The sequence below is a fragment of the Curtobacterium sp. CFBP9011 genome (assembly GCF_034045095.1).
Lineage (GTDB): Bacteria > Actinomycetota > Actinomycetes > Actinomycetales > Microbacteriaceae > Curtobacterium.
In genome coordinates, this window is the sequence record NZ_JAXCWN010000003.1 from 235,649 (window position 1) to 261,672 (window position 26,024).

Consider the following 26,024-nt stretch of genomic DNA (forward strand, 5'->3'; position numbering starts at 1 on the left):
CTCTAGGATGACTGGGTGAGCAGAGCGGACATGCAGAAGCGGCCGGACGAAGTGGCGGCCATGTTCGACGACGTCGCAGCGAAGTACGACCTGACCAACGACATCCTGTCGGCGGGCAACGCACCGCTGTGGCGCGTCGCGACGGTGAAGGCCGTCGACCCCCAGCCGGGCGAGCGCGTGCTCGACCTGGCTGCCGGCACCGGGACCAGTTCCGCTGCCCTGGCGAAGAAGGGTGCCGAGGTCACCGCCCTCGACCTGTCGTCGGGCATGATCGCGGTCGGTCGCGAGCGCCACCCAGAGATCACCTTCGTCGAGGGGGACGCCGAACACCTGCCCTTCGCGGACGAGTCGTTCGACGCGGTCACGATCTCGTTCGGGCTGCGCAACGTCAACGACCCGATGCAGGCCCTGACCGAGATGCTCCGGGTGCTCAAGCCCGGCGGCCGTCTCGTGATCTGCGAGTTCTCCACCCCGCCGTTCGCCGCGCTGCGCTTCGGCTACACCACGTACCTCAAGCGGGTCCTGCCCGGCATCGCGAAGCTGTCCAGCAGCAACCCGGCCGCCTACCGCTACCTGGCCGAGTCGATCGAGGCATGGCCGGACCAGCAGGTCCTCAGCCAGTGGCTCCGCGGCGTCGGCTTCACGATGGTCGCGCACCGCAACCTGACCGCCGGCATCGTCGCCCTGCATCGTGGCCGCAAGCCGGTCGAGGGCAGCGTGCGCGAGTCCGCCGCCCGCCGTGCCAAGGCGCGTCGCGAGCACCAGCCCACGGGCGAGCAGCCCCGCGTGGAGCCCGAGGCCTAGGCCAGCGGCCCAGGTCCCCACCGCCACCCCGCGAGTCCACCGCCACCCGCGAGTACGGAGCAGCAGTTGAACCCGAGTGTCCCGGTCGCCCGACGTGCACCGAGTCTCCGAGCGTCCCTCGGCATCGGCGAGCGGCTGTTCGCCACCCCGGCGGACCGTCGTTTCATCGCCGCGGTCGACGACGGGCTCGAGCACGTCGAGCAGGGGCTCGAGGACGCCATGCGTTCCGCCGACACCCTGGCCGACACCACCAGCCGCTACCTGTTGTCGGCGGGTGGCAAGCGGATCCGTCCGACCCTGACCCTGCTCATCGCACAGCTCGGCGACGGCGTGACCGACCACGTGGTCAAGGCAGCCGTCAGCGTCGAGATGACGCACCTGGCGTCGCTGTACCACGACGACGTGATGGACGAGGCCCCGGTGCGCCGCGGTGTCCCGGCCGCGCACGTCACCTACGGCAACAACATCGCGATCCTCACCGGGGACCTGCTCTTCGCCCGCGCGTCGCTGATCACCGCGGACCTGGGCCCCGAGGGCATCCGGATGCAGGCCGAGACCTTCCAGCGCCTGTGCATGGGGCAGCTCCACGAGACCACCGGCCCGCAGCCCGAGGACGACCCGGTCGAGCACTACCTCCAGGTGCTCAGCGACAAGACCGGTTCCCTCATCGCGACCGCTGCCCGCGCCGGCGTGATGTTCTCCGGCGCCGACCGCTCCCTGCTCGAGGCCGTCGGCACGTTCGGCGAGAAGGTCGGCGTCGCCTTCCAGCTCGTCGACGACGTGATCGACCTCGCTCCGGCGAAGGACAAGACCGGCAAGATCGCCGGCAACGACCTCCGCGCCGGCGTCGACACGCTGCCCCTGCTGCAGCTCCGTCGGCGTGCCACCACGGACCCGGACGCCGCGGCCCTGGTCACCCGCATCGAGCGGGACGTCCGTGACGCCCCGGACGACGCCGTCCACTCGGACGCGTACCAGAGCGCCGTCGCCGAGCTCCGCGACCACGAGGCGACCCGGGCCACCCGTGCCCTCGCCGCGAGCTGGGCCGACGAAGCGGTCACCGCCCTGGCCCCCCTGCCGGACGGCACCGTGAAACGAGCCCTCACCCGGTTCGCGGAGACGGTCGTCGACCGCAGCCGCTGACCTGAACGAAACTGGAGACCGAACAGTGCCCACCCTCCGACTCGCCATCGTCGGCGCCGGTCCGGCCGGCATCTACGCCGCGGACATCCTCCTGCGGGAGGCGCGCGGCTTCGACGTCTCGATCGACCTGTTCGAGCAGCTCCCGGCCCCCTACGGCCTGGTGCGCTACGGCGTCGCGCCCGACCACCCCCGCATCAAGGGCATCATCAACGCCCTCCGCGACGTCCTGGACCGCGGCGACATCCGGATCTTCGGCAACGTCCGCTTCGGCGAGGACATCACCCTCGAGGACCTGAAGCGGCACTACAACGCCGTCGTCTTCTCGACCGGTGCGATCAAGGACGCGGACCTCGACATCCCCGGCATCGACCTCGACGGCTCGTACGGTGCTGCCGACTTCGTCAGCTGGTTCGACGGGCACCCGGACGTGCCGCGCACGTGGCCGCTGACCGCCGAGAGCGTCGCCGTGATCGGCAACGGCAACGTCGCGCTCGACGTGTCCCGGATCCTCGCGAAGCACGCCGACGACCTGCTGCCGACCGAGATCCCGGCGAACGTCTACGAGGGACTCAAGGCCTCGCCCGTCACCGACGTGCACGTCTTCGGTCGCCGCGGTCCGGCGCAGGTGAAGTTCACCCCGCTGGAACTCCGCGAACTCGGCGAACTGCGCGACGTCGACATGGTCGTGTACGACGAGGACTTCGACCACGACGAGGCCTCCAAGCTCGCGATCGCCACCAACAAGCAGGTCACCGTCATCGACCGTGTGCTGCAGCAGTGGCGCACGCGCGAGGTCGGCGCGGCCAGCCGTCGTCTGCACCTGCACTTCTACGCCAAGCCGCTCGAACTGCTCGGCGACGACGACGGCGCGCTCCGCGCCATCCGCTACGAGCGCACCCGTCCGGACGGTCAGGGTGGTGTCGAGGGCACCGGTGAGATCCGCGAGGTCCCGATCCAGGCCCTCTACCGTGCGGTCGGCTACGTCGGCTCACCCCTGCCCGGGGTGCCGTTCGACGAGCGCTACGGCGTCATCCCGAACCACGAGGGCCAGGTGCTCGACACCGACGGCAACCGGATCCCCGGCGTGTACGCCACCGGGTGGATCAAGCGCGGCCCGGTCGGCCTGATCGGACACACCAAGTCCGACGCGATGGAGACCGTGCAGCACGTGGTCACCGACCAGGGCACCTGGTGGAGCCCGGAGGACCCGTCCGAAGCAGCGATCCCGGCACTGCTCCGCGAGCGCGGCGTCGACTTCACCGACCTCGACGGCTGGCACGCCCTCGACCAGCACGAGATGGCCCTCGGCGAGCCGCAGGGTCGGGCCCGGGTCAAGGTCGTGCCGCGCGACGAGATGATCGACGTCTCGCTGCGCCGTTCGCACGCCGACTCGCAGTCCTGACCCGGTCGCGGGTCAGCGCATGACGACGCAGCGCCCGGTACCCCGGCTCGGGGTGCCGGGCGCTGCGTCGTCCGATCGGCTCGTCGGGGTCGACGTGGCCCGGTCGCTCGCCCTGTTCGGCATGATGGCCGCCCACGTCGGCGACGTCGCCGAGAACGTCGACTGGGCCGACCCGACGAGCCTCGGGGCGGTCGTGAACGGCCGGTCCGCGGCGCTCTTCGCGGTGCTCGCGGGGGTCTCCATCGGACTGGTGAGCGGCCGCGACCGACCGCCCGGGCCACCCGCGATCGGCCGGGTCCGCGCACGTCTGGCGCTCCGGGCCGTCGTGGTCGTCGTCGTCGGGCTGCTCCTGATGGCACTGCAGACGCCCGTGTACGTCGTCCTGCCCACCTACGGCGCCCTGTTCCTGCTGGCCCTGCCCGTCCTCCGCTGGCGTCCGTGGGCACTGCTCCTGCTCGCCGTCGGCTGCGCGGTCGCGTCGGCTCCGGTCGCGCTGGCGATCGTGCCGCTCTACGCCGACGCCGACATGTTCGGCGTCCAGCTCGGGCTCGTCTACCCCGTCGTCACCTTCTGGGCGTACGTCCTGGTCGGACTCGCGGTCGCCCGGTCACGGCCGGGAGGCGCGGTGCGGCAGGTCCTGCTCCTCGCGTCCGGCACCGTGGTCGCGACCGCCGCCTACGTCGTCGGGAACGCCGCCGCGCCGATCCCGTTCGACACCACGTACGCGTTCCCCGGCGTGCCCTTCGTACCGTCCCGCTCCGACGCCGGTCAGACGTTCGCCCAGGTGTTCCTGTCGCCGCGGGACCACTCGTCCTCGATCGTCGACGTCGTGGGCACCGCTGCCGTCGCCGTGGCCGTGATCGCGCTGTGCCGCCTGCTCGTCGACGGACACGGGCCGCTCGTCACCCGGATCGCGGTCCCGTTGGCCGCCGTCGGGTCGATGCCGCTCACCGTCTACGCACTGCACCTCGTCGTGATCGCCGCGTGGCCCGAGATGCCGCAGGGACCGACGACCTGGTGGGCCTTCGTCGTCGGCTCGGTGCTGTTCGCGATGCTCTGGCGCCGGTTCCTCGGCCGTGGCCCGCTCGAACGGCTGACGGCGCGGATCGCCTCGGCGGTGCCCGCACCCGCGCCGGGGCCGGCACCACGCGCCTGACCGTCCGGTCCGCTCCGGCGACCGCGCGCCGGGCGTGACCCGCGGGACGGACGGGGGACGGGCCTCCCGGCCGACAGACCGGTTCGGTGGCCGGCCGCTACTGCAGCGCCGCGGTGAGCCGCGCGACGTTGTCGAACACCCGCGACCGACGCGGGCGGGTCAGCCACTCGTCCAGCGTCAGCTGGCGGCTGGCGGCACGGTAGTCGTCCTGGACGTCCCGGAGGGCGTCCACGAAGGACTTCCCGCGCACCATCACCGAGATCTCCAGGTTCAGGGTGAACGAGCGCATGTCCATGTTCGACGACCCGATCACCGCGACGTCGTCGTCGATCGTGAAGTGCTTCGCGTGCAGCACCGTCGGCGCGCGGTACAGCCAGATCTTCACCCCGGCCCGGAGCAGTCCCTCGTAGTAGGAACGCTGCGCGTGCCAGGTCATCGCGTGGTCGCCGATCTCACCGACGAACAGCTCGACCTCGACCCCACGCTGCGCGGTCGTCGTGATCGCGTAGAGCATCGAGTCGTCGGGCACGAAGTACGGCGACGTGATCGACACCCGCTCCTGCGCCGAGTACAGCAGCGCGTTGAACAGGCGCAGGTTGTTCTCGCCGTCGAAGCCCGGGCCGGACGGCACCACCTGGCAGTCCAACGCGTCCGCCCGGTCTGCGCGGTGCACCGGGTCGCTCTCACGGAGCAGCAACTCGTCGGTCTCGCTGTACCAGTCGGTGACGAACAGCGCGTTGATGCCCGCGACGACCGGCCCCTCGAACCGGGCGAACAGGTCGCGCCACCTGAGGCCGCGCTCGATGTTCGCCTTCGTGTCGTAGGAGCGGTCGATGAGGTTCTGCGACCCCGTGAACGCGACCGAGCCGTCGACGACCAGGATCTTCCGGTGGTTGCGGAGGTCCGGGCGCTGGAACTTGCCCTCCATCGGCAACAGCGGCAGCATCAGGTGCCACTCGATGCCGGCGGCGTCGAGGAACGCCAGGGTGTCCTTGAAGTACGGGTACCCCCGGCTCGCCCAGTGGTCCATGAGGAAGCGGACCGTCACCCCACGGGCCTGCGCCCGCGCCAAGGACTCGAAGAACGGCCGCGTGGTGTCGTCGAGGGACGCGATGTAGAACTCGACGTGCACGAACCGCCGAGCGGCGTCGACAGCGTGCGTCATCTCGGCGAAGGCGTCGTCGTAGTGCGGGTACAGCTCGGCCTGGTTGCCACCGACCAGCGGCATCGCGCCGAGCTCGCGGTTCAACCGCGTGATGCTCTCCAGCCACGCGGGCCACGGGTGGTCACGGCGCACCCGCTCGATGCCCTCGGTCTGCTCGAGGATGTAGCGGTTGATCTCGGTCTGTTTCTCGCGGCGCGACCGCGGCAGCTTCGTCGACCCGAGCACCAGGAAGAGGATGAATCCGATGTAGGGGATGAGGAAGATCGCCAGCAACCAGCCCGTCGCCGTCTGCGGCTTCCGGTCGATCGGGACGTAGACGAGGGAGAAGGCGCGGATCGCCAGGTCCAACAGGACCAGGATGATGATCAACGCGACGACGAGCCAGTGCTCCACGGTGCGGGTCGGTGTCTACGCGGGGGAGCGCGGGTCAGCGGAAGTTGATGAACTGCAGGGGCACGTCGAACTCCTGGCCCTTGAGCAGCTGGATGGTCTGCTGCAGGTCGTCGCGGCTCTTCGAGGAGACCCGGAGCTCGTCGCCCTGCACCTGGCTCTTCACCGTCTTCGGTGCCTCGGCCCGGATGACCGCGCCGATCTTCTTCGCGATGTCCTGCTCGATGCCGTTCTTGAACTTGACCTCGATGCGGAACTCCTTGCCCGAGGGGAACGGCTCGCCGGCGTCGAGGCTCTTCAGGCTGATGCCGCGCTTGATCGCCTTCGTCTGCAGCACGTCGAGGACGGCCAGGGCGCGCTCCTCGGTCGACGCCTTGATGAGGACGTCCTCACCGCTGAACGCGACGGACGCGCCGACGCCCTTGAAGTCGTAGCGCTGCTCGATCTCCTTCGCCGCCTGGTTGAGGGCGTTCTCCGCCTCCATCTTGTCGACCTTGCTGACCACGTCGAAGGAGCTGTCTGCCATGCCGGACAGCCTATCCGGCGGCACGCAGGCCCGTTCCGGGAGGCCCGTCCCACCCTCGGCAACCGGCCAGCGTCCGACCGTGGTCGCGAGCACCTCCGGACATCGGCTATGCTCTTCACCGCGCCTTCGGTCGGTGATGACACGGGCCGGGTGCGCACATGGCGAGTTACCCAAGCGGCCAAAGGGATCTGACTGTAAATCAGCCGGCGTATGCCTCCGGGGGTTCGAATCCCTCACTCGCCACGTGCCAGCTACACACGTGCTAGCTACACATTCGTGTTGGCTTGTCGGGATGGCCCCGTCTTCGGACGGGGCCATTTCTGCGTTCCCGGGGGTTCGGCGGAGCCGGGTGGAGCGTCGTTCGGCGGAGCCGGGCGGTTCGGCGGGGGATCGGCTGGTCGGGCAGGATCGGGGTATGTCGAATGCTCCCGTGTCTGCTGCTCCCGAAGCCCTTGCCGACCTCGCCGAGGCGATCGCCCGTGAAGCCGCCGCACTCGCGGTGCAGCGCCGAGCCGAAGGGGTCGAGGTCGCCGACCGGAAGTCGAGCATCGCCGACGTCGTGACCGCCGCCGACCGCGAGGTCGAAGCGCTCATCCGCCGGCGCATCAGCGAAGCACGCCCGGACGACGCCTTCCTCGGCGAGGAGTCCGGCACAGCGACGGGCACCTCCGGCCTGACCTGGGTCGTCGACCCGATCGACGGCACGGTCAACTACCTCTACGGCAGCCCCGCCTACGCCGTGAGCATCGGGGTCGTCCGCGGTGTCCCCGACCCCGCGATGTGGGAGCCCGTCGCCGGTGTCGTGATCGCGCCGGCGACCGGACAGGTGTACCGCGCCGTCGCCGGGGGAGTGGCTGCCCTCGACGGACGTCCGCTCACCGTCGCCGCACCGGAGTCCCTCGCCGAGACCCTCGTCGCCACCGGCTTCGGGTACACCGCCGAACGCCGGTGGGAGCAGGCGGCCGTCCTCGCCGGGCTGATCACCGAGGTGCGTGACGTCCGCCGTGCCGGAGCTGCCGCACTCGACTGCTGCGCCGTGGCCACGGGAACCGTCGACGCCTACTACGAACGCGGCATCAACCCGTGGGACATGGCCGCCGGCTCGATCGTGGCCGCCGCGGCCGGCGCGGACGTCCGCACGTGGGAGGTCGGCGACACGCGGTCCTTCCTCTTCGCCGCGCCGAGCATCGTCGAGGACCTCGCCACCCTCGTCCGCACGCTGGAGGACGACGTCCTGGGCGACTGAGCCCCGACCCGTGCCGAGCCACCCGCTCTGGGGGGTCTGCACAGGCGTGCACACGACTGGCGAGCACCGAGCTCCTTTGCTACCGTTCAGGAGTCCCGTTACCTGCTCGTTACCGACGAGCGCCCGTGCCTCGAACTCAGGATCATCACCGTACGCATGCTCGACTCCTCGCAGACGCCCACGACCATCGACCGCAACGCCCCTGGGGCGACGCCGTCCGTGCACCTGACGAGACGAGCTCGGATCGAAGCCGAACGCGCCGCCGCGAAGACGTCCCGCCGCCGGTCGGACGTCGACCGCTCGTTCGCCACACCCGCTCGTGACGCTGCTCGTCCGGCGCCCGTCGGCTCCGGCCCCGCGACTCCGCCGGCCCCCTCGTCGCCCGTCCTCCCGGCCTCGAGCGCTGCACCGCTGACCCCGCCGGCACCGTCCTCCCCGGTCGTCGCACCGCTCGCCGAAGGTGCCCCGGTGTCGGCCGCCGCTCGTCCCGCCGCCGCACGCCGCACCTCGGCGACGAAGCGCGCGACCCGGACCGCTGCGTCGAAGGCCACCCGCGCCGCCGCACCGAAGGCCACCCGCGCCGCCTCCCCGGCTGTGCCGGTCATCGCCGACGGCCCCCGCGTGGACCGTGCCACGCGGCACATCGCCCGCACCGCACCGGCCGCCGGTCGTGCGACGCGGGCCTCCGGTACCTCGTTCCGCCGGACCGCGTCCCGCGTGACGGTCGTCGGGGCACTGCTCTTCACCGCCGGTCTCGTCGTCTCGACCTCGCTGCCCGCGCAGGCCCTCTACGTCCCGCAGCCCGGTGCCGCGACCGTCCGTGCCTCCGTGCAGGACGCGCAGTCGCTCTCCGTCGGTGACGCCGTCGAGGGCGCCGTGGACCGCGATGCCTACACCGTGTCCGAAGCGCAGCGGAGCGTCACCCCGGCCGCCGGCATGGCGACCGACCCCTCGACGTTCACGAACGACGCGAACGGCACGATCCAGTGGCCGTTCCCGGTCGGTGTGCCGATCTCGTCGGGCTTCGGTGGCCGACAGGTCGCCGGGTGCTCGTTCTGCTCCACGTTCCACCAGGGCGTCGACTTCGCTCCGGGTGCCGGAACCGCCATCGGTGCGGTGGCCGACGGAACCGTCATCAAGGTGCAGGCGAACGACGGTGGCTTCGGCAACGACGTCTGGATCGAGCACGACGTGGACGGCAAGCAGTTCGTCAGCGTCTACGGGCACATGCTCGACAACTCGTTCCAGGTCGTGCAGGGCGAGCACGTGAAGGTCGGTCAGACCGTCGGTCTGGTCGGCAGCACGGGCAACTCGACAGGCCCGCACCTGCACCTGGAGATCCGCATCGACGGCGTCCCGGTGGACCCGCTGGCGTGGCTCCAGGCCAACGCGAACTAGCCCTCGCGGACGGCACGCCCGGGCGTCACGGTCGGTTCCAGACCACCGTCGCGGGTCTGCTATCCTCGTGTGGTGCCGCTCGCGGTACTCGCCCCGATAGCTCAGTGGTAGAGCACTTCCATGGTAAGGAAGGGGTCGTCAGTTCAATCCTGACTCGGGGCTCCGACTCGCAGTGTTGTCACTTCGCAGTGATCACTGCGGATCCATGGCGGGGTAGCTCAGTTGGTTAGAGCACACGGCTCATAATCGTGGTGTCGCGGGTTCAAGTCCCGCCCTCGCTACCGTGCTGGTCGAACGAGTGTGATCAGCGGGAACGACGTCAAGACGGCAAGGCCCGGCGCAGCAGCGCCGGGCCTTCGTCGTTCCGGGCGTCATCCGTTCCGTGGCGGTCGGTTGGTCCTCGATCACGCGTCCCGCGCCTCGATCACGCGTCCCGCGCCTCCCGCCCGACGGGCCCCGCGCCTCCCGCCCGAGGGGTCAGTGCAGCTTGATGCCCGACGTGTCGATGCGGTCCGTGCGGTGCAGCAGGACGCCGCCGCCGTGCAGGGTCGTCTCGACCAGGCCGGCGATGCGGCGCCAGGCCTCGCGTCGGCGGTTCGCCCCGATCATGCCGCCCACGACAGCCGCTCCGTGACCCGCGTGCCGCAGTGTCAGGACGGCATGGCCCGGCGTGGTCGTCAGAGCGAGCTCGTACCGCCGGTACTGCCGGGACGGGTGGACCAGCGCGCCGAGGAGCACCGTCATCACGGGGTTCCCCGCGGTCACGAGCAGGCGGCCCTCGCCGGACGCGACCCGGTGTCCGACGGCGCGCAGGGCAGTGTCGACCAGCTCGACCGCCGTGCAGCCGTGGTGTTCGAGCACCGTGTACTCGGTCGTCGTCTCCATCGCCACTCCCCGCCCCCGCCCGGTCGTCCCCCGACCGAGTGCCGCCAGCCTAACCGATGCAAACTCATGAACAAGGTCGAGCTCATGAACAACGTCGAGTGCGGCGTCCGAGGGCCTCGGTAGACTGCCCGGGTGTCAGTGAACCCCGAGCTCGTCGGCAGGACGTTCCCGCCGGCCCCGCCGTACCTGGTCGGTCGTGAGAAGGTGCGCGAGTTCTCCCGCGCCGTGTTCGCGACCAACCCGATCCACTCCGACCCCGCCGCCGCCCAGGCCGCCGGGCACGCCGACGTCGTCGCCCCGGCCACCTTCGCGGTCGTCGTGCAGGAAGCCACGCTCGCGCAGCTCCTGGCCGAACCGGACGCCGGCATCGACTTCTCCCGTGTCGTGCACGGCGAACAGAAGTTCGCCTACGCCCGCTCGATCGTCGCCGGGGACGAACTCACCGCGACCCTCGCCGTGACGAGCGTGAAGACCCTGGGCGGCAACGCGATGGTCACCGCCGAGTCGAGCGTCGTCGACGCCGACGGGCAGCGCGTCGTCACCGCCACGTCCACCCTCGTCGTCCGAGGAGATGACGCATGACCGACACCACCGCCGACCTGCCGGTCGGCACCGTCGTCGCCGAGCGCCAGGTGCACCTGACCCGCGACTCGCTCGTCCGCTACGCCGGTGCCTCCGGGGACTTCAACCCGATCCACTACCGCGACGACGTCGCAGCCTCGGTCGGGCTGCCCGGTGTCCTGGCGCACGGCATGCTCACGATGGGCCTCGCCGTCCAGCCCGTCGCCGAGTGGCTGGGCGACCGCGGCTGGGTCGCCTCGTACGGCGTCCGCTTCACCCGCCCCGTTGTCGTCGACCCGACCGACGGTGCCGACGTCGGCGTCGTCGCCAAGGTCGGCACCCTCGACGACCAGGGTCGCCCACAGCGCATCGACCTCACCGTGACCGCCGCCGGGCAGACCGTGCTCGGCAAGGCGCAGGTCACCGTGGCGTTCCACTGACCGTGGCGGAGACGACGCTCGCCGAGCTCACGACCCTCCGCGTCGGCGGGCCGGCCGGCCGGCTGCTGGTCGCGGACACGACCGACGAACTCGTCGCCCACGTCGTCGACGCCTGGGCGGACGAGGACGACTGGCTGGTCCTCGGCGGCGGCAGCAACCTGCTCGTCGCCGACCAGGGCTTCCCCGGCACCGTCGTGGTGGTCCGCACCCGAGGGGTCGACGCGCGGGACGACGCCGACGGCGTCACCGTCCGCGTCGCCGCGGGGGAGCCGTGGGACGAGTTCACCGCGACCACCGTCGAGCGCGGATGGACCGGACTGGAGGCCCTCAGCGGCATCCCGGGCACGGTCGGTGCCGCCCCCGTGCAGAACATCGGCGCCTACGGGGTCGAACTGTCCGACGTGCTCACCGCCGTCGACTTCCTGGACGCCGAGACCGGCGAGCGTTCCTGGGTCCCCGCGTCCGAGCTGGCGCTCGGCTACCGCACGAGCACCCTCAAGCACGGTCGTCGCGGCGTCGTGCTGACCGTCGAGTTCCGGCTCGGGACGGCCTCCGACGACGGGGTCCCGGTGCGGTACGCCCAGCTCGCGGGGTCCCTCGGCGTCGAGCTCGGCACCCGTGTCGCCCCGGCCGACGTCCGCGCCGAGGTCCTGCGGCTGCGCGGGTCCAAGGGCATGGTGCTCGACGACGCCGACCCCGACACCTGGAGCGCCGGCTCGTTCTTCACCAACCCGATCGTGTCGGCCGGGTTCGCGCAGACGATGCCCGACGACGCACCGCGCTGGCCGGCCGGTGACGACGTGAAGCTCAGCGCCGCCTGGCTGATCGAGCACGCCGGGGTGCACCGCGGTTACGGCGTCCCAGGGTCCCGCGCCGGGATCTCCACGAAGCACACCCTCGCGCTGACGAACCGCGGGGGAGCGACGGCGGCCCAGGTGGCCGAACTCGCGCGCTACGTGCAGGTGACGGTCGCGAACCGCTTCGGCGTCACGCTCGTGCCGGAGCCCGTCGTGGTCGGGGACCTGCTCGCCTGATCGACGGCGACGGCGACGGCGACGGCGACGGCGACGGTTCCGGCGTGTCGGACGCGAGGCGTGCCTCCCGGCCGTCGCCGACCGCGACGACATCGCTCCCCGCAACGACGACGCGCCCCGTCGAGACGGGGCGCGTCGTGCCGTTCGGGGTGACCGGGGTCAGCCGAACAGGCGGGCCAGACGGGCGACACCCTCGGCGATGTCGTCGTCGCCGAGCGCGTAGGACAGGCGCAGGTACCCGGAGGGCCCGAACGCCTCGCCCGGGACGACCGCGACCTCGGCGTGCTCGAGGATCAGGTCCGCCAGCTCGAGGGTCGTGGTCGGCGTGCTGCCGGCCCACTCGCGACCGAGCAACGCGGTGACGTCGGGGTACACGTAGAACGCCCCATGCGGCACGGGCGTGTTGAACCCAGGGATGGCGTTGAGGCCGGCGACGATCGCCTGCCGACGACGGTCGAAGGCCTCGCGCATCGCCAGGACGGGCTCCTGCGGGCCGTCCAGGGCGGCGATCGCGGCACGCTGCGAGACGTTCGAGACGTTCGAGGACAGGTGGGACTGCAGGTTCGACGCGGCCTTGACCACGTCCGCCGGGCCGATCATCCAGCCGACCCGCCAGCCGGTCATGGCGTAGGTCTTGGCGACCCCGTTCACCAGGATCGTCGTGTCCGCGAGGGCCGGGACCTGCTCGAGGACACTGGAGAAGGTGAGGCCGTCGTAGAGCAGGTCCTGGTAGATCTCGTCGCTGATCACCCAGATGCCGTGCTCCAGCGCCCACTCGCCGATGGCGCGCGTCTGCTCGGCCGAGTACACGGCACCGGTCGGGTTCGAGGGGGAGCAGAAGAGCAGTGCCTTCGTGCGCGGGGTCCGCGCTGCCTCGAGCTGCTCGACGGTGACGAGGTAGTCCTGGTCGCTCCCGGCGAAGACGTCGACGGGGACGCCGCCCGCCAGTCGGATGGCTTCGGGGTAGGTGGTCCAGTACGGCGCGGGCAGCAGGACCTCGTCCCCGGCGTCGACCACGGTCTGGAAGGCCTGGTAGACGGCCTGCTTGCCGCCGTTCGTGATGATGACCTGCGACGGGTCGACGGCGATGCCGGACTCGCGCGCGGTCTTGTCAGCGACCGCGCGCTTCAGGTCCGGGAGGCCCGTGGCCGGGGTGTACCGGTGGTTCGCCGGGTCCTGCGCTGCCGTGACGGCCGCGTCGACGACGTGCGCCGGGGTGGCGAAGTCGGGCTCGCCCGCGGCGAAGGAGATCACCGGGCGCCCGGAGGCCTTGAGGGCCTTCGCCTTGGCGTCGACCTTGAGGGTCGCGGACTCGGCGATGGCGGCGATGCGGGAGGCGATGCGCGGACCTTCCCCGGGCGCACCTGGGTCCGTGCCCGGGCGCGGGCTGCTGTCGGGGCTGTCGGTGGGCTGAGGGCTGGCGGCTTCGGTGCTCACGGGGCCAGCCTACCGACGCGCCGCGCCGGAGCATCCGTCAAGTGGACACCGCCGTCGGGACTCCCGTACACTGTTCTGCGGCGGTTGAAGTCTCTCGGAAACGGACTTCTTCTCCCTGGAGCGACCGGATCCCGTACGGGTGGACGTTCCGAAGGGCGGTGGCTCAATTGGTAGAGCAGCGGTCTCCAAAACCGCAGGTTGCAGGTTCAAGTCCTGTCCGCCCTGCACATCGGGAAGGGTTGAAGTGGCGAGCAAAGACGTGGAGACGACCGACGACGTCGTCACCCAGGCGAAGGTCGACCGGGCACAGCGCCGTGGCCCCTTCGCCGCGATCGCACTGTTCATCCGCCAGGTCTTCGGCGAGCTGCGCAAGGTCGTCACCCCGACCCGCAAGGAACTCTTCAGCTACACGGGTGTCGTGCTCGTGTTCGTCGTCGTGATGATGATCCTCGTGTCGGTCCTCGACTTCGTGTTCGGTCTCGGCGTCGGCTACGTGTTCGGCAACGGCCCCACGGCCTGACCCAGCTGGCATGAACCCCGGCGCGCTGCACTCCTGGCGCGCCCGGCCTGACCGCAGGTCCGACCGCTCCGGTCCTCCTCGGGGTACGGTCTCCCGGAGACGGTGACCCGTTCCCTGCCCGGGACGTGAGCGCCAACCCGATCCGCACCATCGAACGGAAAGAACCGACTGTGTCTGACTACTCCCGCGACGACATCGACCTCGCGACCGCTGCCGAGCAGTCTTCCGAGGTCGAGGAGAACCAGGAAGGCGACGTCGAGACGAGCGAACTCCGTTCGACCGACTCCGCCGAGGAGCGCGCGATCTCCGTCGAGGACGACGACGACGAGTCCCTCGGGCTGAGCGACGAGCCGGACGACGGCACGGTCAGCACCGAGCTCGACGAGACGCTCGACGCCCTCGCCGAGTCGCGTGACCCGGAAGCCGACGCCGTCGTCGACGACGCGCTCGAGATCGACACCGCCGACGAGGCCGAAGCCGCCGTCGAAGCTGTCGAGGACGAAGAAGAGACCGAGCTCGAGGACGAGACCGCGGACGAAGCGAACGCGACCGTCGCCGCGGAGGAGTCCGCCGACACACTCGGTGCGATCGCCCCGGAGTCCGAGGTCGACCTGGCCCCCGACACCGAGGTCACGATCACGGCCGAGGACGACGACGACGAGTCCGAGGTCGACCCGTACGAGGCGTTCAAGACCGAACTGCGGATGAAGCCGGGCAAGTGGTACGTCATCCACTCCTACGCGGGCTTCGAGCGCCGCGTGAAGGCGAACATCGAGAACCGCATGGTGTCGATGTCGATGGAGGACTACATCTACCAGGCCGAGGTCCCGATGGAGGACGTCGTCGAGATCAAGAACGGGCAGCGCAAGCTGGTCACCCGCGTCCGGATCCCCGGCTACGTGCTCGTCCGCATGGACCTCGACGAGGACTCGTGGTCCGTCGTCCGCCACACCCCGGGTGTCACCGGCTTCGTCGGCAACGCGCACAACCCGACCCCGCTCCGCTTCGACGAGGCCTTCGGCATGCTGAAGTCCCTCGTCCAGGTCGCCGAGGCGGCCCCGACCAAGGGCGGCGCCAAGGGCAGCGGACTTGCCCAGGCGCAGCCCCAGGCCGAGGTCGACTTCGAGGTCGGCGAGACGATCACCATCAAGGAAGGCTCGTTCGCGGGTCTGCCGGGGTCGATCTCCGAGATCAAGCCGGAGAGCGGCAAGCTCACCGTGCTCGTCTCGCTCTTCGAGCGCGAGACGCCGGTCGAGCTCAGCTTCGACCAGGTGACCAAGCTCTAGAGCTGGACACCATCCACTAGACTGTTCGAGTTTGGGTCCGCGCGCCTCGTGCGCTGCGGGTCCGTCACCGCGATCCGGAACCGCCGGAGACGCGGGAGAGTGCACGGGTCCCCGTGCGTTCGATCCCAGGAGGAAAGCGAAACATGGCACCGAAGAAGAAGGTCACGGGCCTGATCAAGCTGCAGATCAACGCGGGCGCCGCCAACCCGGCACCGCCGATCGGTCCGGCGCTCGGTCAGCACGGCGTGAACATCATGGAGTTCTGCAAGGCGTACAACGCCCAGACCGAGTCGCAGCGCGGCAACGTCATCCCGGTGGAGATCACCGTCTACGAGGACCGTTCGTTCACGTTCATCCTCAAGACCCCGCCGGCAGCCGAGCTCATCAAGAAGGCCGCGGGTGTGAACAAGGGTTCCGCGACGCCGCACACGGTGAAGGCCGGACGCATCACGGCGGACCAGATCCGTCAGATCGCCGAGACCAAGCAGGCCGACCTGAACGCCAACGACATCGAGCAGGCGACGAAGATCATCGCCGGTACCGCTCGTTCGATGGGCATCACGGTCGAGGCCTGAGCCTCACCCTCCACACCCCAGTACTCACCGTGGGAGAGCCGCGCCGGCTCGCCAACCACGTATCTCGCAAGGAGACCACCATGGCGAAGAAGTCCAAGGCGTACCGCGCCGCGGCCGCGAAGATCGTGGCCGACAAGTTCTACACCCCTACCGAGGCAGTCGCCCTGGCGAAGGAGACCGGCTCTGCGAAGACCGACTCCACCGTCGAGGTCGCGCTGAAGCTCGGCGTGGACCCCCGCAAGGCGGACCAGATGGTGCGCGGCACCGTCATCCTCCCGCACGGCACCGGCAAGACCGCCCGCGTCATCGTCTTCGCGACGGGTGCAGCCGCTGAGGCCGCCATCGCCGCCGGCGCCGACGAGGTCGGTGGCGACGAGCTCATCGCGAAGGTCGCCGAGGGCTACACCTCGTTCGACTCCGCGGTCTCGACCCCGGAGCTCATGGGCAAGGTCGGTCGTCTCGGCAAGGTGCTCGGCCCGCGTGGCCTCATGCCCAACCCGAAGACCGGCACCGTGACCCCGAACGTGGCCCAGGCCGTGAACGAGATCAAGGGCGGCAAGATCGAGTTCCGCGTCGACAAGCACTCCAACGTGCACTTCGTCGTCGGCAAGGCCTCGTTCACGCCGGAGCAGCTCGACGAGAACATCACCACCGCGCTCGACGAGATCGTCCGTCTCAAGCCGAGCGCCGCGAAGGGCCGGTACATCATGAAGGGCGCCGTCTCGACGACCTTCGGCCCGGGCATCCCGCTGGACGTCAACGTCTTCTGATCCCGATCAGCAGCGGATCGCACTGATCCACAGCACGACCAGAACGGCCCGCACTCCGGTGTGGGCCGTTCTGCGCTCCCGGTTCGGCGAGCCCCGCTCCGCGTTCTCCGGACAGGGCGATCGACCAGTACCGTGATCCCGTGCGGATCTTCGTGAACGTCCTGCGGCTCGTCGCCGCGATCGCCATCGTCGCGGCCGTCGTCGACGACCTGCAGCGTGCACTGCAGAACGGGTTCGTGTTCTGGAACTTCTTCGGGTACTTCACGAACCAGTCGAACATCCTGGTCGCGGTCGTGTTCGTCCTCACCGTCGTGGCGGCAGGGCGACGGCGCGATGCCGGCCGCCGCTTGGACCTGTTCCGCGGTGCCGCCACGGTCTACATCGCGACGACGGGCCTGGTCTACAACACGCTGCTCGCCCAGGTCGGGCAGCCGGTGGGGGAGTCCTGGTCGAACGACGTCCTGCACCGCTGGATCCCGCTGTACGTCGTGATCGACTGGCTGCTGTTCTCGGACCGCAGCCGACTGTTCTTCCGCGACGTGTGGTGGTTCCTGGTCTACCCGGCGGTCTGGCTGGTCGTGGTCGTGATCCGCGGTGCGACCGACGGCTGGGTGCCCTACCCGTTCCTCGACCCGAAGTCGGGCTACGGCGTGGTCGCGCTGTACTGCCTGGGCGTCGCGGTGTTCATCGGCCTGATGGGCCTGATCGTCGTCGCGCTGTCCCGACTGCGGTTGATCCCGGTCAGCGAGCGTCCCGCAGGCGATCGAGCACCAGGTCCGCGAGGGCGATGAGCCCGCGGATGGCGTCGTCGTCGCGGTCGATCCACCGGCACTCGGGCTCGTCGGCGACCGGCACGAAGTCGTCGTGCTTCTCCCAGACGAACAGCGTCCGGTCGGCACCGAGTACGTACTGCTGCCACCACACCTGCCGCATGTAGTGCCGGGGGACGCGGGTGAACCCGTTCGCGGTGGTCTTGATCTCGGCCAGCAGCAGACGGCCGTCGCGGTCGAGCCCGACACCGTCCGGGGTCGCCAGGTGTGCCCGGTTCGTGGCGGCGTGGAACAGGTGTGCCGAGGGCTGGATGCCGTGGGTCGCGGCGACCCAGGAGGCGATCACGGGTTCGCGTTCCTTGCCGTGCTCGGTGTAGACGTTGCCGGCGAACCGGGAGCCGTACCGCTTGTCGGCGACGACCGCGTCGACGGCGTGGAGGGACGCGAGACGTGCGACGTCGGTGGCCGTGATGCCCATCGCACGGGCGCGCAGCCAGGCGACGCGGTCGGATGAGTGCGCGACGATCCGCTCGGTGTGCCCGCGGAGCGCCGTGAAGGTGTCGTGTGCGCGGGTCGGACGCGCGGAGCCGGTGGCCCGAACACCCGCAGACCGACCGCCGGCCGACGTGACGGGGCCGGGCTGGGCCTCCCACCCGTCATCCAGGTCGCCCCAGAGAGTGGGCTGCACGATCGTCACCCCACGATTGTCCACCCGACCACCGGCACCGGCGAAACCGGCACGCGGTCGGGGTGCGGCGGTCAGGAGACCAGCTGCCGCCCCTCGGCCATCGTGACCAGCTCGTCGACGCCCGCGGGGGACAGTGCGTACGCGATGGCGAGCGCTGCGGCACCCTGCAGTGCGGCGATCGAGCCGGCGCGGGACTGCGCGATGACGAGGTGCTCGGTGGCGAGGGGCATCGAGCGGGAGTAGACGACCTCCCGGACGCCGGCGAGCAGGTGCTCCCCGGCCTGGGTGATCGAGCCGCCCAGCGCGATGACCGACGGGTTGATGAGGGAGACGCAGGTCGCCAGGACCTCGCCGATGTCCCGGCCGGCCTGGCGCACGGCACCGATGGCATCGAGGTCGGACCGGGCGACGAGCTCGATGACGTCGGCGCTGGTGTGCACGTCGTGGCCCTTCGCCCGCAGTGCCCGGGCGATCGCCGGACCGGAGGCGACGGCCTCCAGGCAGCCGGTGTTGCCGCAGTGGCAGGGGACGTCGCCGGCACGGGAGACCCGGACGTGCCCGATGTCGCCCGCGGTGCCCTGCGCGCCGCGCTGCAGCCGGCCCTCCGACACGATGCCGGAGCCGATGCCGGTGGCGACCTTCACGAAGAGCAGGTGGTCGAGGTCCGGCCAGCCGTGCGCCCGTTCGCCGAGGGCCGCGATGTTCACGTCGTTGTCGACGAGGACGTGGGCGCGGACGTGCTGGCGGAGCCAGCCGGGGACGTCGAAGCCGTCCCAGCCGGGCATGATCGGCGGGTTGGCGGGACGTCCGGTCGAGAACTCGACGGGGCCCGGCAGGCCGATGCCGAACGCGATGACGTCGTCGCGGGCGCGGCCGACCGAGTCGAGCAGTTCGTCGACGACGCCGACGAGCCACTCGAGCGTGGGGACGGGTCCGGCGGCGATGTCGATCCGGGCGTCGCGGGTGGCGAGCTGGGTGCCGACCAGGTCGGTCACGGCGACCCGGCCGTGCGAGGCACCGAGGTCGGCGGCGACGACGAGTCGCGCGGCGGGGCGTAGCGCGATCTGTGCCGGGGGTCGTCCGCCGGTGGAGGCTGCGGTGTCGACGGACCCGACGAGCCCGACGTCGACCAGGGCGTCGATGCGCACGCCGATGGTCGAGCGCGCCATCCCGGTGAGGGCAGCGAGTTCACCTCGGGTCCGCGGGACGCCGTCGCGCAGGATCTGGAAGAGCTCGCTGGCCCCGACCGGCGGCGTCGTCGCCGTCCGCGTCAAGTCGACCATGGTCGGAGTGAACCACACATCGTCCGGGCCACGCAACGAAGGTCGTCGAACCTCTTCGAACTTTTGCTTGACCGCCGACAAAAGCGCCCATAGTGTGACGATCGGTCAGAGAAGACCACATCTCGATGAGGAGAACACCTGGTGCCCCAACCGCTCTCGGTCCAGCTCTACACGGTGCGTGACGCACTGACGACGGACCTCCCCGGAACCCTGGCGACGATCGCCGACATCGGTTTCACGAACGTCGAGCTCTTCGGCTTCGTCGACCGTGCCGACGAGTACGCAGCCGCCCTGCAGCAGGCCGGTCTGACCGCGCCGAGCGGGCACGCACGTCTCCTCGACGTGGACGAGCAGGGGCTCGAGCGCATCCTCACCGCGAGCGTCGCCGTCGGGCTCGGCACCCTGATCGACCCGCACGTCGACGAAGCACGCTGGACCACCCGCGAGGACGTCGAGGCCATCGCCCGCCAGTTCAACGAGCTCGCGCCCCGCGCCGCCGACCACGGCCTGACCCTCGGCTACCACAACCACGCGTTCGAGTTCTCGAACCGCATCGACGGCACGAGCGCCTTCGAGGTCTTCGCCGGGGCCCTCTCGGACGCCGTCGTCCTCGAGCTCGACACGTACTGGGCGAAGGTCGGCGGCGACGACCCGGTGGCCGTCCTCGGCCGACTCGGCGACCAGGTCCGGTTCCTGCACGTCAAGGACGGCGACGGCTCGCACGACGACAAGCAGCAGGTCGCGGTCGGCAACGGCATCATGCCGGTGCGCGACATCGTGGCCGCAGCGCCCGACGCCCAGCAGGTCATCGAGCTCGACGACCACGACGGCGACGTCGTCCAGGCCGTCCGCGACTCGTACGCCTTCCTCGCCGGAGCACACGCATGAGCGCCGCAGGACGCGTCGGGGTCGGTGTCATCGGCGCCGGCGTCATCTCGGACCAGTACCTGTCCAACCTGACGGTCTTCCCCGACGTCGAGGTCCTCTTCATCGCCGACATCGACCTGCCCCGGGCAGCGTCGCAGGCCGAGAAGTGGGGCGTGCCGGGCTCCGGCACGGTCGACGAGCTGCTCGCCGTCGACGACATCGAGATCGTCGTGAACCTCACCATCCCGGCCGCACACGTCGAGGTCGCCCTGCAGGCGCTGGCCGCCGGCAAGCACGTCTGGGGCGAGAAGCCCTACGCGCTGGACCGGCAGAGCGCCGCGCAGCTCCGCGACGCCGCGGTCGCCGCCGGCAAGACCGTCAGCGTCGCCCCGGACACGTTCCTCGGCGCCGGACTGCAGACCGCACTCCGCACCATCCGCGACGGCCGCATCGGCACCCCGCTGAACGGGCTCACCCTCTTCCAGAGCCCCGGTCCGGAGTCCTGGCACCCGAGCCCCGAGTTCCTCTTCGCCTACGGTGCCGGCCCGCTGTTCGACATCGGCCCGTACTACATCACGACCCTCGTGCAGGCGTTCGGACCGGTCGCGAAGGTCACGGCCACCGCGTCGAAGTCCCGCGCCACCCGCACGATCGGTTCGGGCCCGAAGGCCGGCACCGAGTTCCCGGTCGACGTCCCGACGAACCACTCGGCACTGATCCAGTTCGAGGACGGCGGCAGCGCGCAGAGCGTCTTCTCGTTCGAGTCCGACCGCGGCCGCACCGGCTTCGTCGAGATCGCGGGCGAGACCGGCACGGTCGTCTTCCCCGACCCGAACGACTTCGACGGCGACACCGAGCTGTACGCGCTCGGCGCCGACGAGCCCGAGACGATCCCCGCCGTCGGGTCCACCTACTCGCGGGGGACCGGCGTGGTCGACCTGGCCCGCTCCCTCCGTGCGGGTGAGGAGAACCGGGTCCCCGGTGCCCTCGCCTTCCACGTCCTCGACGTGATGGTCTCCATCGCCGAGGCAGCCGAACGTGGTGAGACCGTGCTCGTCGAGAGCACGGTCACACCCTCCCCGACCCTCCCCGAGGGTTGGGACCCCGCGGAGCAGACCCTGGCCTGACCAGGTCCAGCCCGACCGGACCCTGGTCCGACCCGGCCCTGCCCCGTCCCACACAGCAGCACCCAGCACCACCACCGAGCACCACCTCCTGCAAGATCTCAACGACGAGAAAGTAGAGCCTCATGCGCACTGCCATCCGCGCACTGGCCATCACCGCGGCCGCGGCACTCACCGTGACCGGCCTCGCAGCCTGCTCCTCCGGGTCGTCCGGTTCCGCCGGCGACTCGAAGACGCTCACCTACTGGGCGTCGAACCAGGGCACGTCCCTGCAGAACGACAAGGAGGTGCTGACCCCCGTCCTCGAGAAGTTCACCAAGGAGACCGGGATCAAGGTCAACCTCCAGGTCATCGGCTGGAACGACCTCCAGACGAAGATCCAGACCGCCGTCACCTCGGGCCAGGGTCCGGACGTGGTGAACATCGGCAACACCTGGGCGACCTCGCTCCAGGCCACCGGCGCCTTCCAGGAGTTCGGTGACTCGGAGATGAAGGCGATCGGCGGTGCCGACAAGTTCGGCAAGGTCGCGCTCTCGACCGGTGGTGCCCCGGACAAGACCGTCACGAGCGTCCCGCTCTACGGCCTCGCCTACGGCCTCTTCTACAACAAGCAGATGCTCAAGGACGCGAACATCGAGCCGCCCACGAACTGGGACGACCTCGTCACCGCGGCCAAGACGCTGACGAAGGGTGACACCTACGGGTTCAGCCTCGCCGGTGGTTCGTACACCGAGAACGCGCACTTCGCGTTCATCAACTCGGCGCAGAACGGCGGCGAGTGGTTCGACAAGAGCGGCAAGCCGACCTTCACCTCGAAGGCCAACGTCGACGGCATCAAGCGCTACATCGACCTGATGCAGGTCGCGAAGGCCGCGAACCCCTCGAACGCGCAGTACGACAACGCCACCCAGTCGGTCACGGACTTCGCGAACAAGAAGGCCGCGATGATCCTCAACCAGAACAACGCGAACAACACCATCAACTCGCTCGGCATGAAGTCGGACGAGTACGGCGTCGTCCCGCTGCCCGCTCCGACCGGTGGCGAGCAGATCGCCAGCTTCCCGGCCGGCATCAACCTCTCCGTCTTCAAGAACACGAAGAACAAGGAGGGCGCGCTGAAGTTCGTCAAGTACATGACGAGCGCGGACACGCAGACCACGCTCGACAAGCCGTACGCGGCACTGCCGGTGCTCGCCGCCGCTGCTGACTCCGTCACGGACGAGCAGACGAAGACGTTCCTCGACATCTACAACAACAAGGCGAAGCCGCTCCCGCTGGTGCCCGCCGAGGACCAGTTCGAGTCCACGGTCGGCAAGGCGATGAACGACATGTTCGCCAAGATCGCGACGGGTTCGACGGTGTCCGACAAGGACATCAAGAGCGCGCTGCAGACGGCCCAGGACCAGGTCTCCCAGGCCGCAGGCTGATCCGACGGGAGGCCCGGACCACGACCGTCAGGTCGGGTCCGGGCCTCCCGCCCCACCTCCCGAACCCCCTCCACCAGCCGGAAGGCCTGCCCATGTCCACGACGGTCCTGCCAGACTCCGAGGCCATCGACCTGACGCACACCAAGGCGCCGACCCTCTCGGGGCCGTCGCCTCGTGGGAAGCGCCGCGCTCCGTGGCTCCCGTACGCACTCGTCGGTCCCGCGATCCTCTTCGAGCTGCTCATCCACATCGTGCCGATGCTCGTCGGCATCTGGATCAGCTTCGTGCAGCTCACCAAGTACTTCATCGCGAACTGGGGCGCCGCGCCCTTCGCCGGGCTGCGGAACTACTCCGTCGCGGTCGACTTCGACCAGGCGATCGGCCGTGGGCTGCTCAGCTCGTTCCTCATCACCTGCGCCTTCACGATCCTCGTGGTCGGGCTGTCCTGGGGCTTCGGCATGGCCGCCGCGGTCGCCTTGCAGAAGCCGTTCCGCGGTCGCGGGCTCTTCCGCACGCTGTTCCTGGTGCCCTACGCGCTGCCGATGTACGCCGGCGTCATCACGTGGAAGTTCATGTTCCAGCGTGACTCGGGTGCCCTGAACCACGTCCTGGTCGACCAGCTGCACCTCTTCGGTTCGAGCGCGCCGTTCTGGCTCATCGGCAACAACGCCTTCGTGGCCGTCGTGGTCGTGGCGATCTGGAAGACCTGGCCGTTCGCGTTCCTCATGCTGATGGCGGGCCTCCAGTCCGTGCCGGCCGACGTCTACGAGGCCGCCTCGGTCGACGGTGCCAAGCCCTTCCGGCAGTGGCGCTCGATCACGCTGCCGATGGTCCGCCCGGTCAACGTCACGCTGGTGCTGGTGATGTTCCTCTGGACGTTCAACGACTTCAACACCCCGTTCGTGCTGTTCGGCTCGACCGCGCAGCCCCCAGCCGCCGACCTGTTGAGCTTCCACATCTACAACGCGTCGTTCATCACCTGGAACTTCGGCTCCGGTGCCGCGATGAGCGTCCTGCTCCTCCTCTTCCTGCTCGTCGTCACCGGCATCTACCTGGCCGTCACCAACCGGAGGTCCGTCCGTGCGTGAAACAACGGGGGCGAAGTCCTTCAAGGTCATCGTCCTGGCACTGCTCACCGTCTTCACGGTGGTGCCGCTCTACGTCATGATCACCACCGCCATCAAGCCGCTCGGCGACGTGCAGAACGACTTCACGTGGATCCCGTCGCGGATCACGTTCCAGCCGTTCATCGACATGTGGTCGACGGTCCCGCTCGGCCGGTACTTCATCAACTCGCTCGTGGTCTGCACGGTCGCGACGGTGTTCTCGCTGATCATCGCCACGTTCGCCGCCTACGCGGTGTCGCGGTGGAACTTCAAGGGCAAGAGCGCCTTCACCACGACGGTGCTCTCCACCCAGATGTTCCCCGGCGTGCTGTTCCTGCTGCCGCTGTTCCTGATCTTCACGAACCTCGGCAACACGCTCGGCATCCAGCTCGTCGGCAGCTGGCTCGGCCTGATCATCACGTACCTGACGTTCACGTTGCCGTTCTCGATCTGGATGCTCGCGGGCTACTTCGAGACGATCCCGCGCGAACTCGACGAGGCCGCGATGGTCGACGGCTCCGGCCCGATGGGCGCGCTGTTCCGGATCATCCTGCCCTCGGCCCGTCCCGGTCTCGTGGCGGTCGGCATCTACTCGTTCATGACGGCCTGGGGCGAGGTCCTCTTCGCCTCCGTCATGACGAACGGCCTCGGCTCGACGCTGGCGGTCGGTCTGCAGCAGTACTCGACGCAGACGAACGTGTACTGGAACCAGATCATGGCGGCCTCGCTGGTCGTCTCGATCCCGGTCGTCATCGCGTTCCTCGTGGTGCAGCGCCAGTTCGTCGCCGGCCTGACCGCCGGTGCGGTGAAGTAGCCGCGACCACCTGACGGGAGGCGCGGTGCGGGTCCGTCCCGCACCGCGCCTCCCGTCCGTGGTCCGGCCCGTTGTCTGCGAAACACCGGTGTTCGTGCGTGGCATCGCGCTTCGGCGCGGCGTCTCCGACGAACACCGGTGTCTCGCCGCCCGCTCCCGCCCGCTCACCCACCGATCTCGCACGACAGGATGGACGCATGACCGAGACCCGGGGGCGGCAACTGCTGCCCGGACAGACCAGCCGCGTGCACGTGTACGACGTCGAGACGCGGACCGCTCGTCTGGTGTTCGCCTCGGACACGGTGCTGGTCGAGGCGCCGAACGTCCTGGGCGCCGACACCCTGGTGCTCAACGCCGACGGCGACCTTTGGCTGCTGCCGGTGCCCGCGGCCGGGACGGTCCTCGACGAGACCGCGCTCGTGCCGGTGCCGATGCCGGGCGTACCCGAGATCAACAACGACCACGTGCTCGACCCCTCGGGGCAGTCCGTCGTGGTGAGCGGGCGGGACGGAGAGCTCTACCGCGTGCCCCTGCCGGGCGGCGGCACCGGGACCCGGATCACCGACACCGCCGCCGCCCTGCCGACCGTGCGGAAGTACTACCTGCACGGCATCGCTCCCGACGGTTCCACGCTGGCGGCGATCGTGGGCGAACGCTCACCACAGGGCGTCTGGACGACCGACGTCGCCCTCGTCGACCCGGCGACCGGCGCGACGACCTTCCGGACCCGCGACGCGCACCCGGACGACGGGTGCGCGTGGACCCCGGACGGCGGGACCCTGCTGTTCAACACCGAGCGGTTCACCCCGGGCACGGCGCAGCTCGCCGCCCTGCGCGACGGGTCGACGGATGCCGTGCAGATCACCGGTGACGAGCGGGTGAACTGGTTCCCGCACGTCTCCCCGGACGGCGCGCACCTGCTGTACCTGTCGTACGAGCCCGGCGTGCAGGGGCACCCGGCGGACCACCGGGTGGAACTGCGGCTGCTGCCCGGGGTCCTGGCGCGGGGTGCCCGGATCGCGGTGGTGCCGGAGACGCTGGTCGTCCTCGACGGCGGGCAGGGGACCGTGAACGTGCCGCCGTGGGCGCCGGACTCGTCGTGGTTCGCGTACTGCGACTACCCGGTCGCGGCGGGCTGACGCCGCCGCGGTCGCCGCGGTCGCCGCGGTCGCCGCGCCGCCGCGCCGCGGCTTCGTGGAACACCGGT

General features: G+C 70.1%; 26 protein-coding genes and 4 tRNA genes. 24 read left to right on the top strand and 6 right to left on the bottom strand.

Features of this window, described 5'->3' with window-relative positions; translation table 11 throughout:
* Positions 1 to 15: 15 nt before the first annotated feature.
* The 4 genes from SOM35_RS08450 to SOM35_RS08465 all read left to right on the top strand — a co-directional run bounded on the left by SOM35_RS08450 (position 16) and on the right by SOM35_RS08465 (position 4,505).
* Entirely contained in the window at positions 16 to 804 is a 789-nt protein-coding gene (locus SOM35_RS08450) for a demethylmenaquinone methyltransferase (RefSeq protein WP_111074360.1), read from the top strand.
* 66 nt (positions 805 to 870) lie between these two features.
* Positions 871 to 1,947, top strand: a complete 1,077-nt coding sequence (locus tag SOM35_RS08455) for a polyprenyl synthetase family protein (RefSeq protein ID WP_320515062.1) — start codon at positions 871 to 873, stop codon at positions 1,945 to 1,947.
* 25 nt (positions 1,948 to 1,972) lie between these two features.
* Complete coding sequence (locus SOM35_RS08460; RefSeq protein ID WP_111074358.1) at positions 1,973 to 3,349, top strand: FAD-dependent oxidoreductase; 1,377 nt, start codon at positions 1,973 to 1,975, stop codon at positions 3,347 to 3,349.
* Positions 3,350 to 3,368: 19 nt separating this feature from the next.
* The gene (locus SOM35_RS08465) at positions 3,369 to 4,505 is read left to right on the top strand and encodes a heparan-alpha-glucosaminide N-acetyltransferase domain-containing protein (protein WP_320515063.1); all 1,137 of its coding nucleotides are present in this window, start codon (positions 3,369 to 3,371) and stop codon (positions 4,503 to 4,505) included.
* Positions 4,506 to 4,602: 97 nt separating this feature from the next.
* On the opposite strand, the gene cls is transcribed toward SOM35_RS08465, so the two are convergent.
* Together cls and SOM35_RS08475 are read right to left on the bottom strand one after the other, a co-directional pair.
* Positions 4,603 to 6,063 carry a cardiolipin synthase gene (cls, locus tag SOM35_RS08470; RefSeq protein WP_301223066.1) on the bottom strand — a complete coding sequence of 487 codons (1,461 nt, stop codon included), beginning with the start codon at positions 6,061 to 6,063 and terminating at the stop codon, positions 4,603 to 4,605.
* 34 nt (positions 6,064 to 6,097) lie between these two features.
* Positions 6,098 to 6,586, bottom strand: a complete 489-nt coding sequence (locus SOM35_RS08475; RefSeq protein WP_110902629.1) for a YajQ family cyclic di-GMP-binding protein — start codon at positions 6,584 to 6,586, stop codon at positions 6,098 to 6,100.
* 160 nt (positions 6,587 to 6,746) lie between these two features.
* On the opposite strand from SOM35_RS08475, the gene SOM35_RS08480 reads away from it, so the two are divergent.
* The 5 genes from SOM35_RS08480 (at position 6,747) to SOM35_RS08500 (ending at position 9,511) form a co-directional block, all read left to right on the top strand.
* Positions 6,747 to 6,829: transfer RNA gene (locus SOM35_RS08480), tRNA-Tyr, on the top strand.
* A 172-nt stretch (positions 6,830 to 7,001) separates the two neighbouring features.
* Positions 7,002 to 7,832 carry an inositol monophosphatase family protein gene (locus tag SOM35_RS08485; protein ID WP_320515064.1) on the top strand — a complete coding sequence of 277 codons (831 nt, stop codon included), beginning with the start codon at positions 7,002 to 7,004 and terminating at the stop codon, positions 7,830 to 7,832.
* Positions 7,833 to 7,988: 156 nt separating this feature from the next.
* Positions 7,989 to 9,230 (top strand): M23 family metallopeptidase, encoded by a 1,242-nt coding sequence (locus SOM35_RS08490; protein WP_320515065.1) that lies wholly within the window; start codon positions 7,989 to 7,991, stop codon positions 9,228 to 9,230.
* Between the two features lie 90 nt (positions 9,231 to 9,320).
* A tRNA-Thr gene (locus SOM35_RS08495) sits at positions 9,321 to 9,392 on the top strand.
* A gap of 45 nt (positions 9,393 to 9,437) precedes the next feature.
* Positions 9,438 to 9,511, top strand: a tRNA-Met gene (locus tag SOM35_RS08500).
* Between the two features lie 196 nt (positions 9,512 to 9,707).
* On the opposite strand, the gene SOM35_RS08505 is transcribed toward SOM35_RS08500, so the two are convergent.
* Positions 9,708 to 10,115, bottom strand: a complete 408-nt coding sequence (locus SOM35_RS08505) for a hypothetical protein (RefSeq protein ID WP_320515066.1) — start codon at positions 10,113 to 10,115, stop codon at positions 9,708 to 9,710.
* A 132-nt stretch (positions 10,116 to 10,247) separates the two neighbouring features.
* Here SOM35_RS08505 and SOM35_RS08510 point away from each other — a divergent pair, with 132 nt between their 5' ends.
* From SOM35_RS08510 to SOM35_RS08520, 3 genes are read left to right on the top strand one after another with little or no spacing between them, the layout of a single operon-like run.
* Positions 10,248 to 10,697, top strand: a complete 450-nt coding sequence (locus SOM35_RS08510) for an FAS1-like dehydratase domain-containing protein (RefSeq protein ID WP_320515067.1) — start codon at positions 10,248 to 10,250, stop codon at positions 10,695 to 10,697.
* Positions 10,694 to 11,116: a MaoC/PaaZ C-terminal domain-containing protein gene (locus tag SOM35_RS08515; protein ID WP_221850419.1), complete on the top strand. Its 423-nt coding sequence runs from the start codon at positions 10,694 to 10,696 to the stop codon at positions 11,114 to 11,116. The genes SOM35_RS08510 and SOM35_RS08515 overlap by 4 nt, the downstream gene beginning before the upstream one ends.
* 2 nt (positions 11,117 to 11,118) lie before the next feature.
* Positions 11,119 to 12,150, top strand: coding sequence for a UDP-N-acetylmuramate dehydrogenase (locus tag SOM35_RS08520; RefSeq protein WP_320515068.1), 1,032 nt, complete (start codon positions 11,119 to 11,121; stop codon positions 12,148 to 12,150).
* 159 nt (positions 12,151 to 12,309) lie between these two features.
* On the opposite strand, the gene SOM35_RS08525 is transcribed toward SOM35_RS08520, so the two are convergent.
* Complete coding sequence (locus SOM35_RS08525) at positions 12,310 to 13,491, bottom strand: pyridoxal phosphate-dependent aminotransferase (RefSeq protein WP_320515208.1); 1,182 nt, start codon at positions 13,489 to 13,491, stop codon at positions 12,310 to 12,312.
* A gap of 248 nt (positions 13,492 to 13,739) precedes the next feature.
* Between SOM35_RS08525 and SOM35_RS08530 the strand changes: the two genes are divergently transcribed.
* The 6 genes from SOM35_RS08530 (at position 13,740) to SOM35_RS08555 (ending at position 17,529) form a co-directional block, all read left to right on the top strand.
* A tRNA-Trp gene (locus SOM35_RS08530) sits at positions 13,740 to 13,812 on the top strand.
* A 19-nt stretch (positions 13,813 to 13,831) separates the two neighbouring features.
* A complete protein-coding gene (secE, locus tag SOM35_RS08535; RefSeq protein WP_111074349.1) occupies positions 13,832 to 14,107 on the top strand; it encodes a preprotein translocase subunit SecE in 276 nt (91 codons plus the stop codon).
* Between the two features lie 170 nt (positions 14,108 to 14,277).
* On the top strand, positions 14,278 to 15,393 hold the full coding sequence (gene nusG, locus SOM35_RS08540; RefSeq protein WP_111074348.1) for a transcription termination/antitermination protein NusG: 1,116 nt from the start codon (positions 14,278 to 14,280) through the stop codon (positions 15,391 to 15,393).
* A gap of 143 nt (positions 15,394 to 15,536) precedes the next feature.
* Entirely contained in the window at positions 15,537 to 15,968 is a 432-nt protein-coding gene (gene rplK / locus SOM35_RS08545; protein WP_110824626.1) for a 50S ribosomal protein L11, read from the top strand.
* A gap of 80 nt (positions 15,969 to 16,048) precedes the next feature.
* Complete coding sequence (gene rplA, locus SOM35_RS08550) at positions 16,049 to 16,738, top strand: 50S ribosomal protein L1 (RefSeq protein WP_111074347.1); 690 nt, start codon at positions 16,049 to 16,051, stop codon at positions 16,736 to 16,738.
* Between the two features lie 140 nt (positions 16,739 to 16,878).
* Positions 16,879 to 17,529, top strand: coding sequence for a Pr6Pr family membrane protein (locus SOM35_RS08555; RefSeq protein ID WP_320515069.1), 651 nt, complete (start codon positions 16,879 to 16,881; stop codon positions 17,527 to 17,529).
* Here SOM35_RS08555 and SOM35_RS08560 read toward each other — a convergent pair.
* Together SOM35_RS08560 and SOM35_RS08565 are read right to left on the bottom strand one after the other, a co-directional pair.
* Positions 17,480 to 18,205, bottom strand: coding sequence for a YqaJ viral recombinase family protein (locus SOM35_RS08560; RefSeq protein WP_320515070.1), 726 nt, complete (start codon positions 18,203 to 18,205; stop codon positions 17,480 to 17,482). The genes SOM35_RS08555 and SOM35_RS08560 overlap by 50 nt on opposite strands.
* A gap of 62 nt (positions 18,206 to 18,267) precedes the next feature.
* Positions 18,268 to 19,479, bottom strand: a complete 1,212-nt coding sequence (locus SOM35_RS08565) for an ROK family transcriptional regulator (protein WP_111074422.1) — start codon at positions 19,477 to 19,479, stop codon at positions 18,268 to 18,270.
* Between the two features lie 141 nt (positions 19,480 to 19,620).
* Here SOM35_RS08565 and SOM35_RS08570 point away from each other — a divergent pair, with 141 nt between their 5' ends.
* From SOM35_RS08570 to SOM35_RS08595, 6 genes are all read left to right on the top strand, one after another.
* Positions 19,621 to 20,367, top strand: coding sequence for a sugar phosphate isomerase/epimerase family protein (locus tag SOM35_RS08570; protein ID WP_320515071.1), 747 nt, complete (start codon positions 19,621 to 19,623; stop codon positions 20,365 to 20,367).
* A complete protein-coding gene (locus tag SOM35_RS08575; RefSeq protein WP_320515072.1) occupies positions 20,364 to 21,473 on the top strand; it encodes a Gfo/Idh/MocA family protein in 1,110 nt (369 codons plus the stop codon). The genes SOM35_RS08570 and SOM35_RS08575 overlap by 4 nt, the downstream gene beginning before the upstream one ends.
* A 122-nt stretch (positions 21,474 to 21,595) precedes the next feature.
* Positions 21,596 to 22,897: an ABC transporter substrate-binding protein gene (locus SOM35_RS08580; protein WP_253463755.1), complete on the top strand. Its 1,302-nt coding sequence runs from the start codon at positions 21,596 to 21,598 to the stop codon at positions 22,895 to 22,897.
* 92 nt (positions 22,898 to 22,989) lie between these two features.
* The gene (locus SOM35_RS08585) at positions 22,990 to 23,985 is read left to right on the top strand and encodes a carbohydrate ABC transporter permease (protein ID WP_111074341.1); all 996 of its coding nucleotides are present in this window, start codon (positions 22,990 to 22,992) and stop codon (positions 23,983 to 23,985) included.
* A complete protein-coding gene (locus SOM35_RS08590) occupies positions 23,978 to 24,817 on the top strand; it encodes a carbohydrate ABC transporter permease (protein ID WP_111074340.1) in 840 nt (279 codons plus the stop codon). Before SOM35_RS08585 ends, SOM35_RS08590 begins: the two co-directional genes overlap by 8 nt.
* A 197-nt stretch (positions 24,818 to 25,014) precedes the next feature.
* Positions 25,015 to 25,956 (top strand): TolB family protein, encoded by a 942-nt coding sequence (locus SOM35_RS08595; RefSeq protein ID WP_320515073.1) that lies wholly within the window; start codon positions 25,015 to 25,017, stop codon positions 25,954 to 25,956.
* Positions 25,957 to 26,024: the final 68 nt, after the last annotated feature.

What these genes read in the sequence shown, in the direction of transcription:
- SOM35_RS08585 (WP_111074341.1), top strand. Translation starts at nt 22,990, where the DNA reads ATGTCCACGACGGTCCTGCCAGACTCCGAGGCCATCGACCTGACGCAC.
- SOM35_RS08475 (WP_110902629.1), bottom strand. Translation starts at nt 6,586, where the DNA reads ATGGCAGACAGCTCCTTCGACGTGGTCAGCAAGGTCGACAAGATGGAG.
- SOM35_RS08595 (WP_320515073.1), top strand. Translation starts at nt 25,015, where the DNA reads ATGACCGAGACCCGGGGGCGGCAACTGCTGCCCGGACAGACCAGCCGC.
- rplK (WP_110824626.1), top strand. Translation starts at nt 15,537, where the DNA reads ATGGCACCGAAGAAGAAGGTCACGGGCCTGATCAAGCTGCAGATCAAC.
- SOM35_RS08575 (WP_320515072.1), top strand. Translation starts at nt 20,364, where the DNA reads ATGAGCGCCGCAGGACGCGTCGGGGTCGGTGTCATCGGCGCCGGCGTC.
- rplA (WP_111074347.1), top strand. Translation starts at nt 16,049, where the DNA reads ATGGCGAAGAAGTCCAAGGCGTACCGCGCCGCGGCCGCGAAGATCGTG.
- SOM35_RS08485 (WP_320515064.1), top strand. Translation starts at nt 7,002, where the DNA reads ATGTCGAATGCTCCCGTGTCTGCTGCTCCCGAAGCCCTTGCCGACCTC.
- SOM35_RS08465 (WP_320515063.1), top strand. Translation starts at nt 3,369, where the DNA reads ATGACGACGCAGCGCCCGGTACCCCGGCTCGGGGTGCCGGGCGCTGCG.
- SOM35_RS08580 (WP_253463755.1), top strand. Translation starts at nt 21,596, where the DNA reads ATGCGCACTGCCATCCGCGCACTGGCCATCACCGCGGCCGCGGCACTC.
- SOM35_RS08515 (WP_221850419.1), top strand. Translation starts at nt 10,694, where the DNA reads ATGACCGACACCACCGCCGACCTGCCGGTCGGCACCGTCGTCGCCGAG.
- SOM35_RS08565 (WP_111074422.1), bottom strand. Translation starts at nt 19,479, where the DNA reads ATGGTCGACTTGACGCGGACGGCGACGACGCCGCCGGTCGGGGCCAGC.
- SOM35_RS08505 (WP_320515066.1), bottom strand. Translation starts at nt 10,115, where the DNA reads ATGGAGACGACGACCGAGTACACGGTGCTCGAACACCACGGCTGCACG.
- SOM35_RS08490 (WP_320515065.1), top strand. Translation starts at nt 7,989, where the DNA reads ATGCTCGACTCCTCGCAGACGCCCACGACCATCGACCGCAACGCCCCT.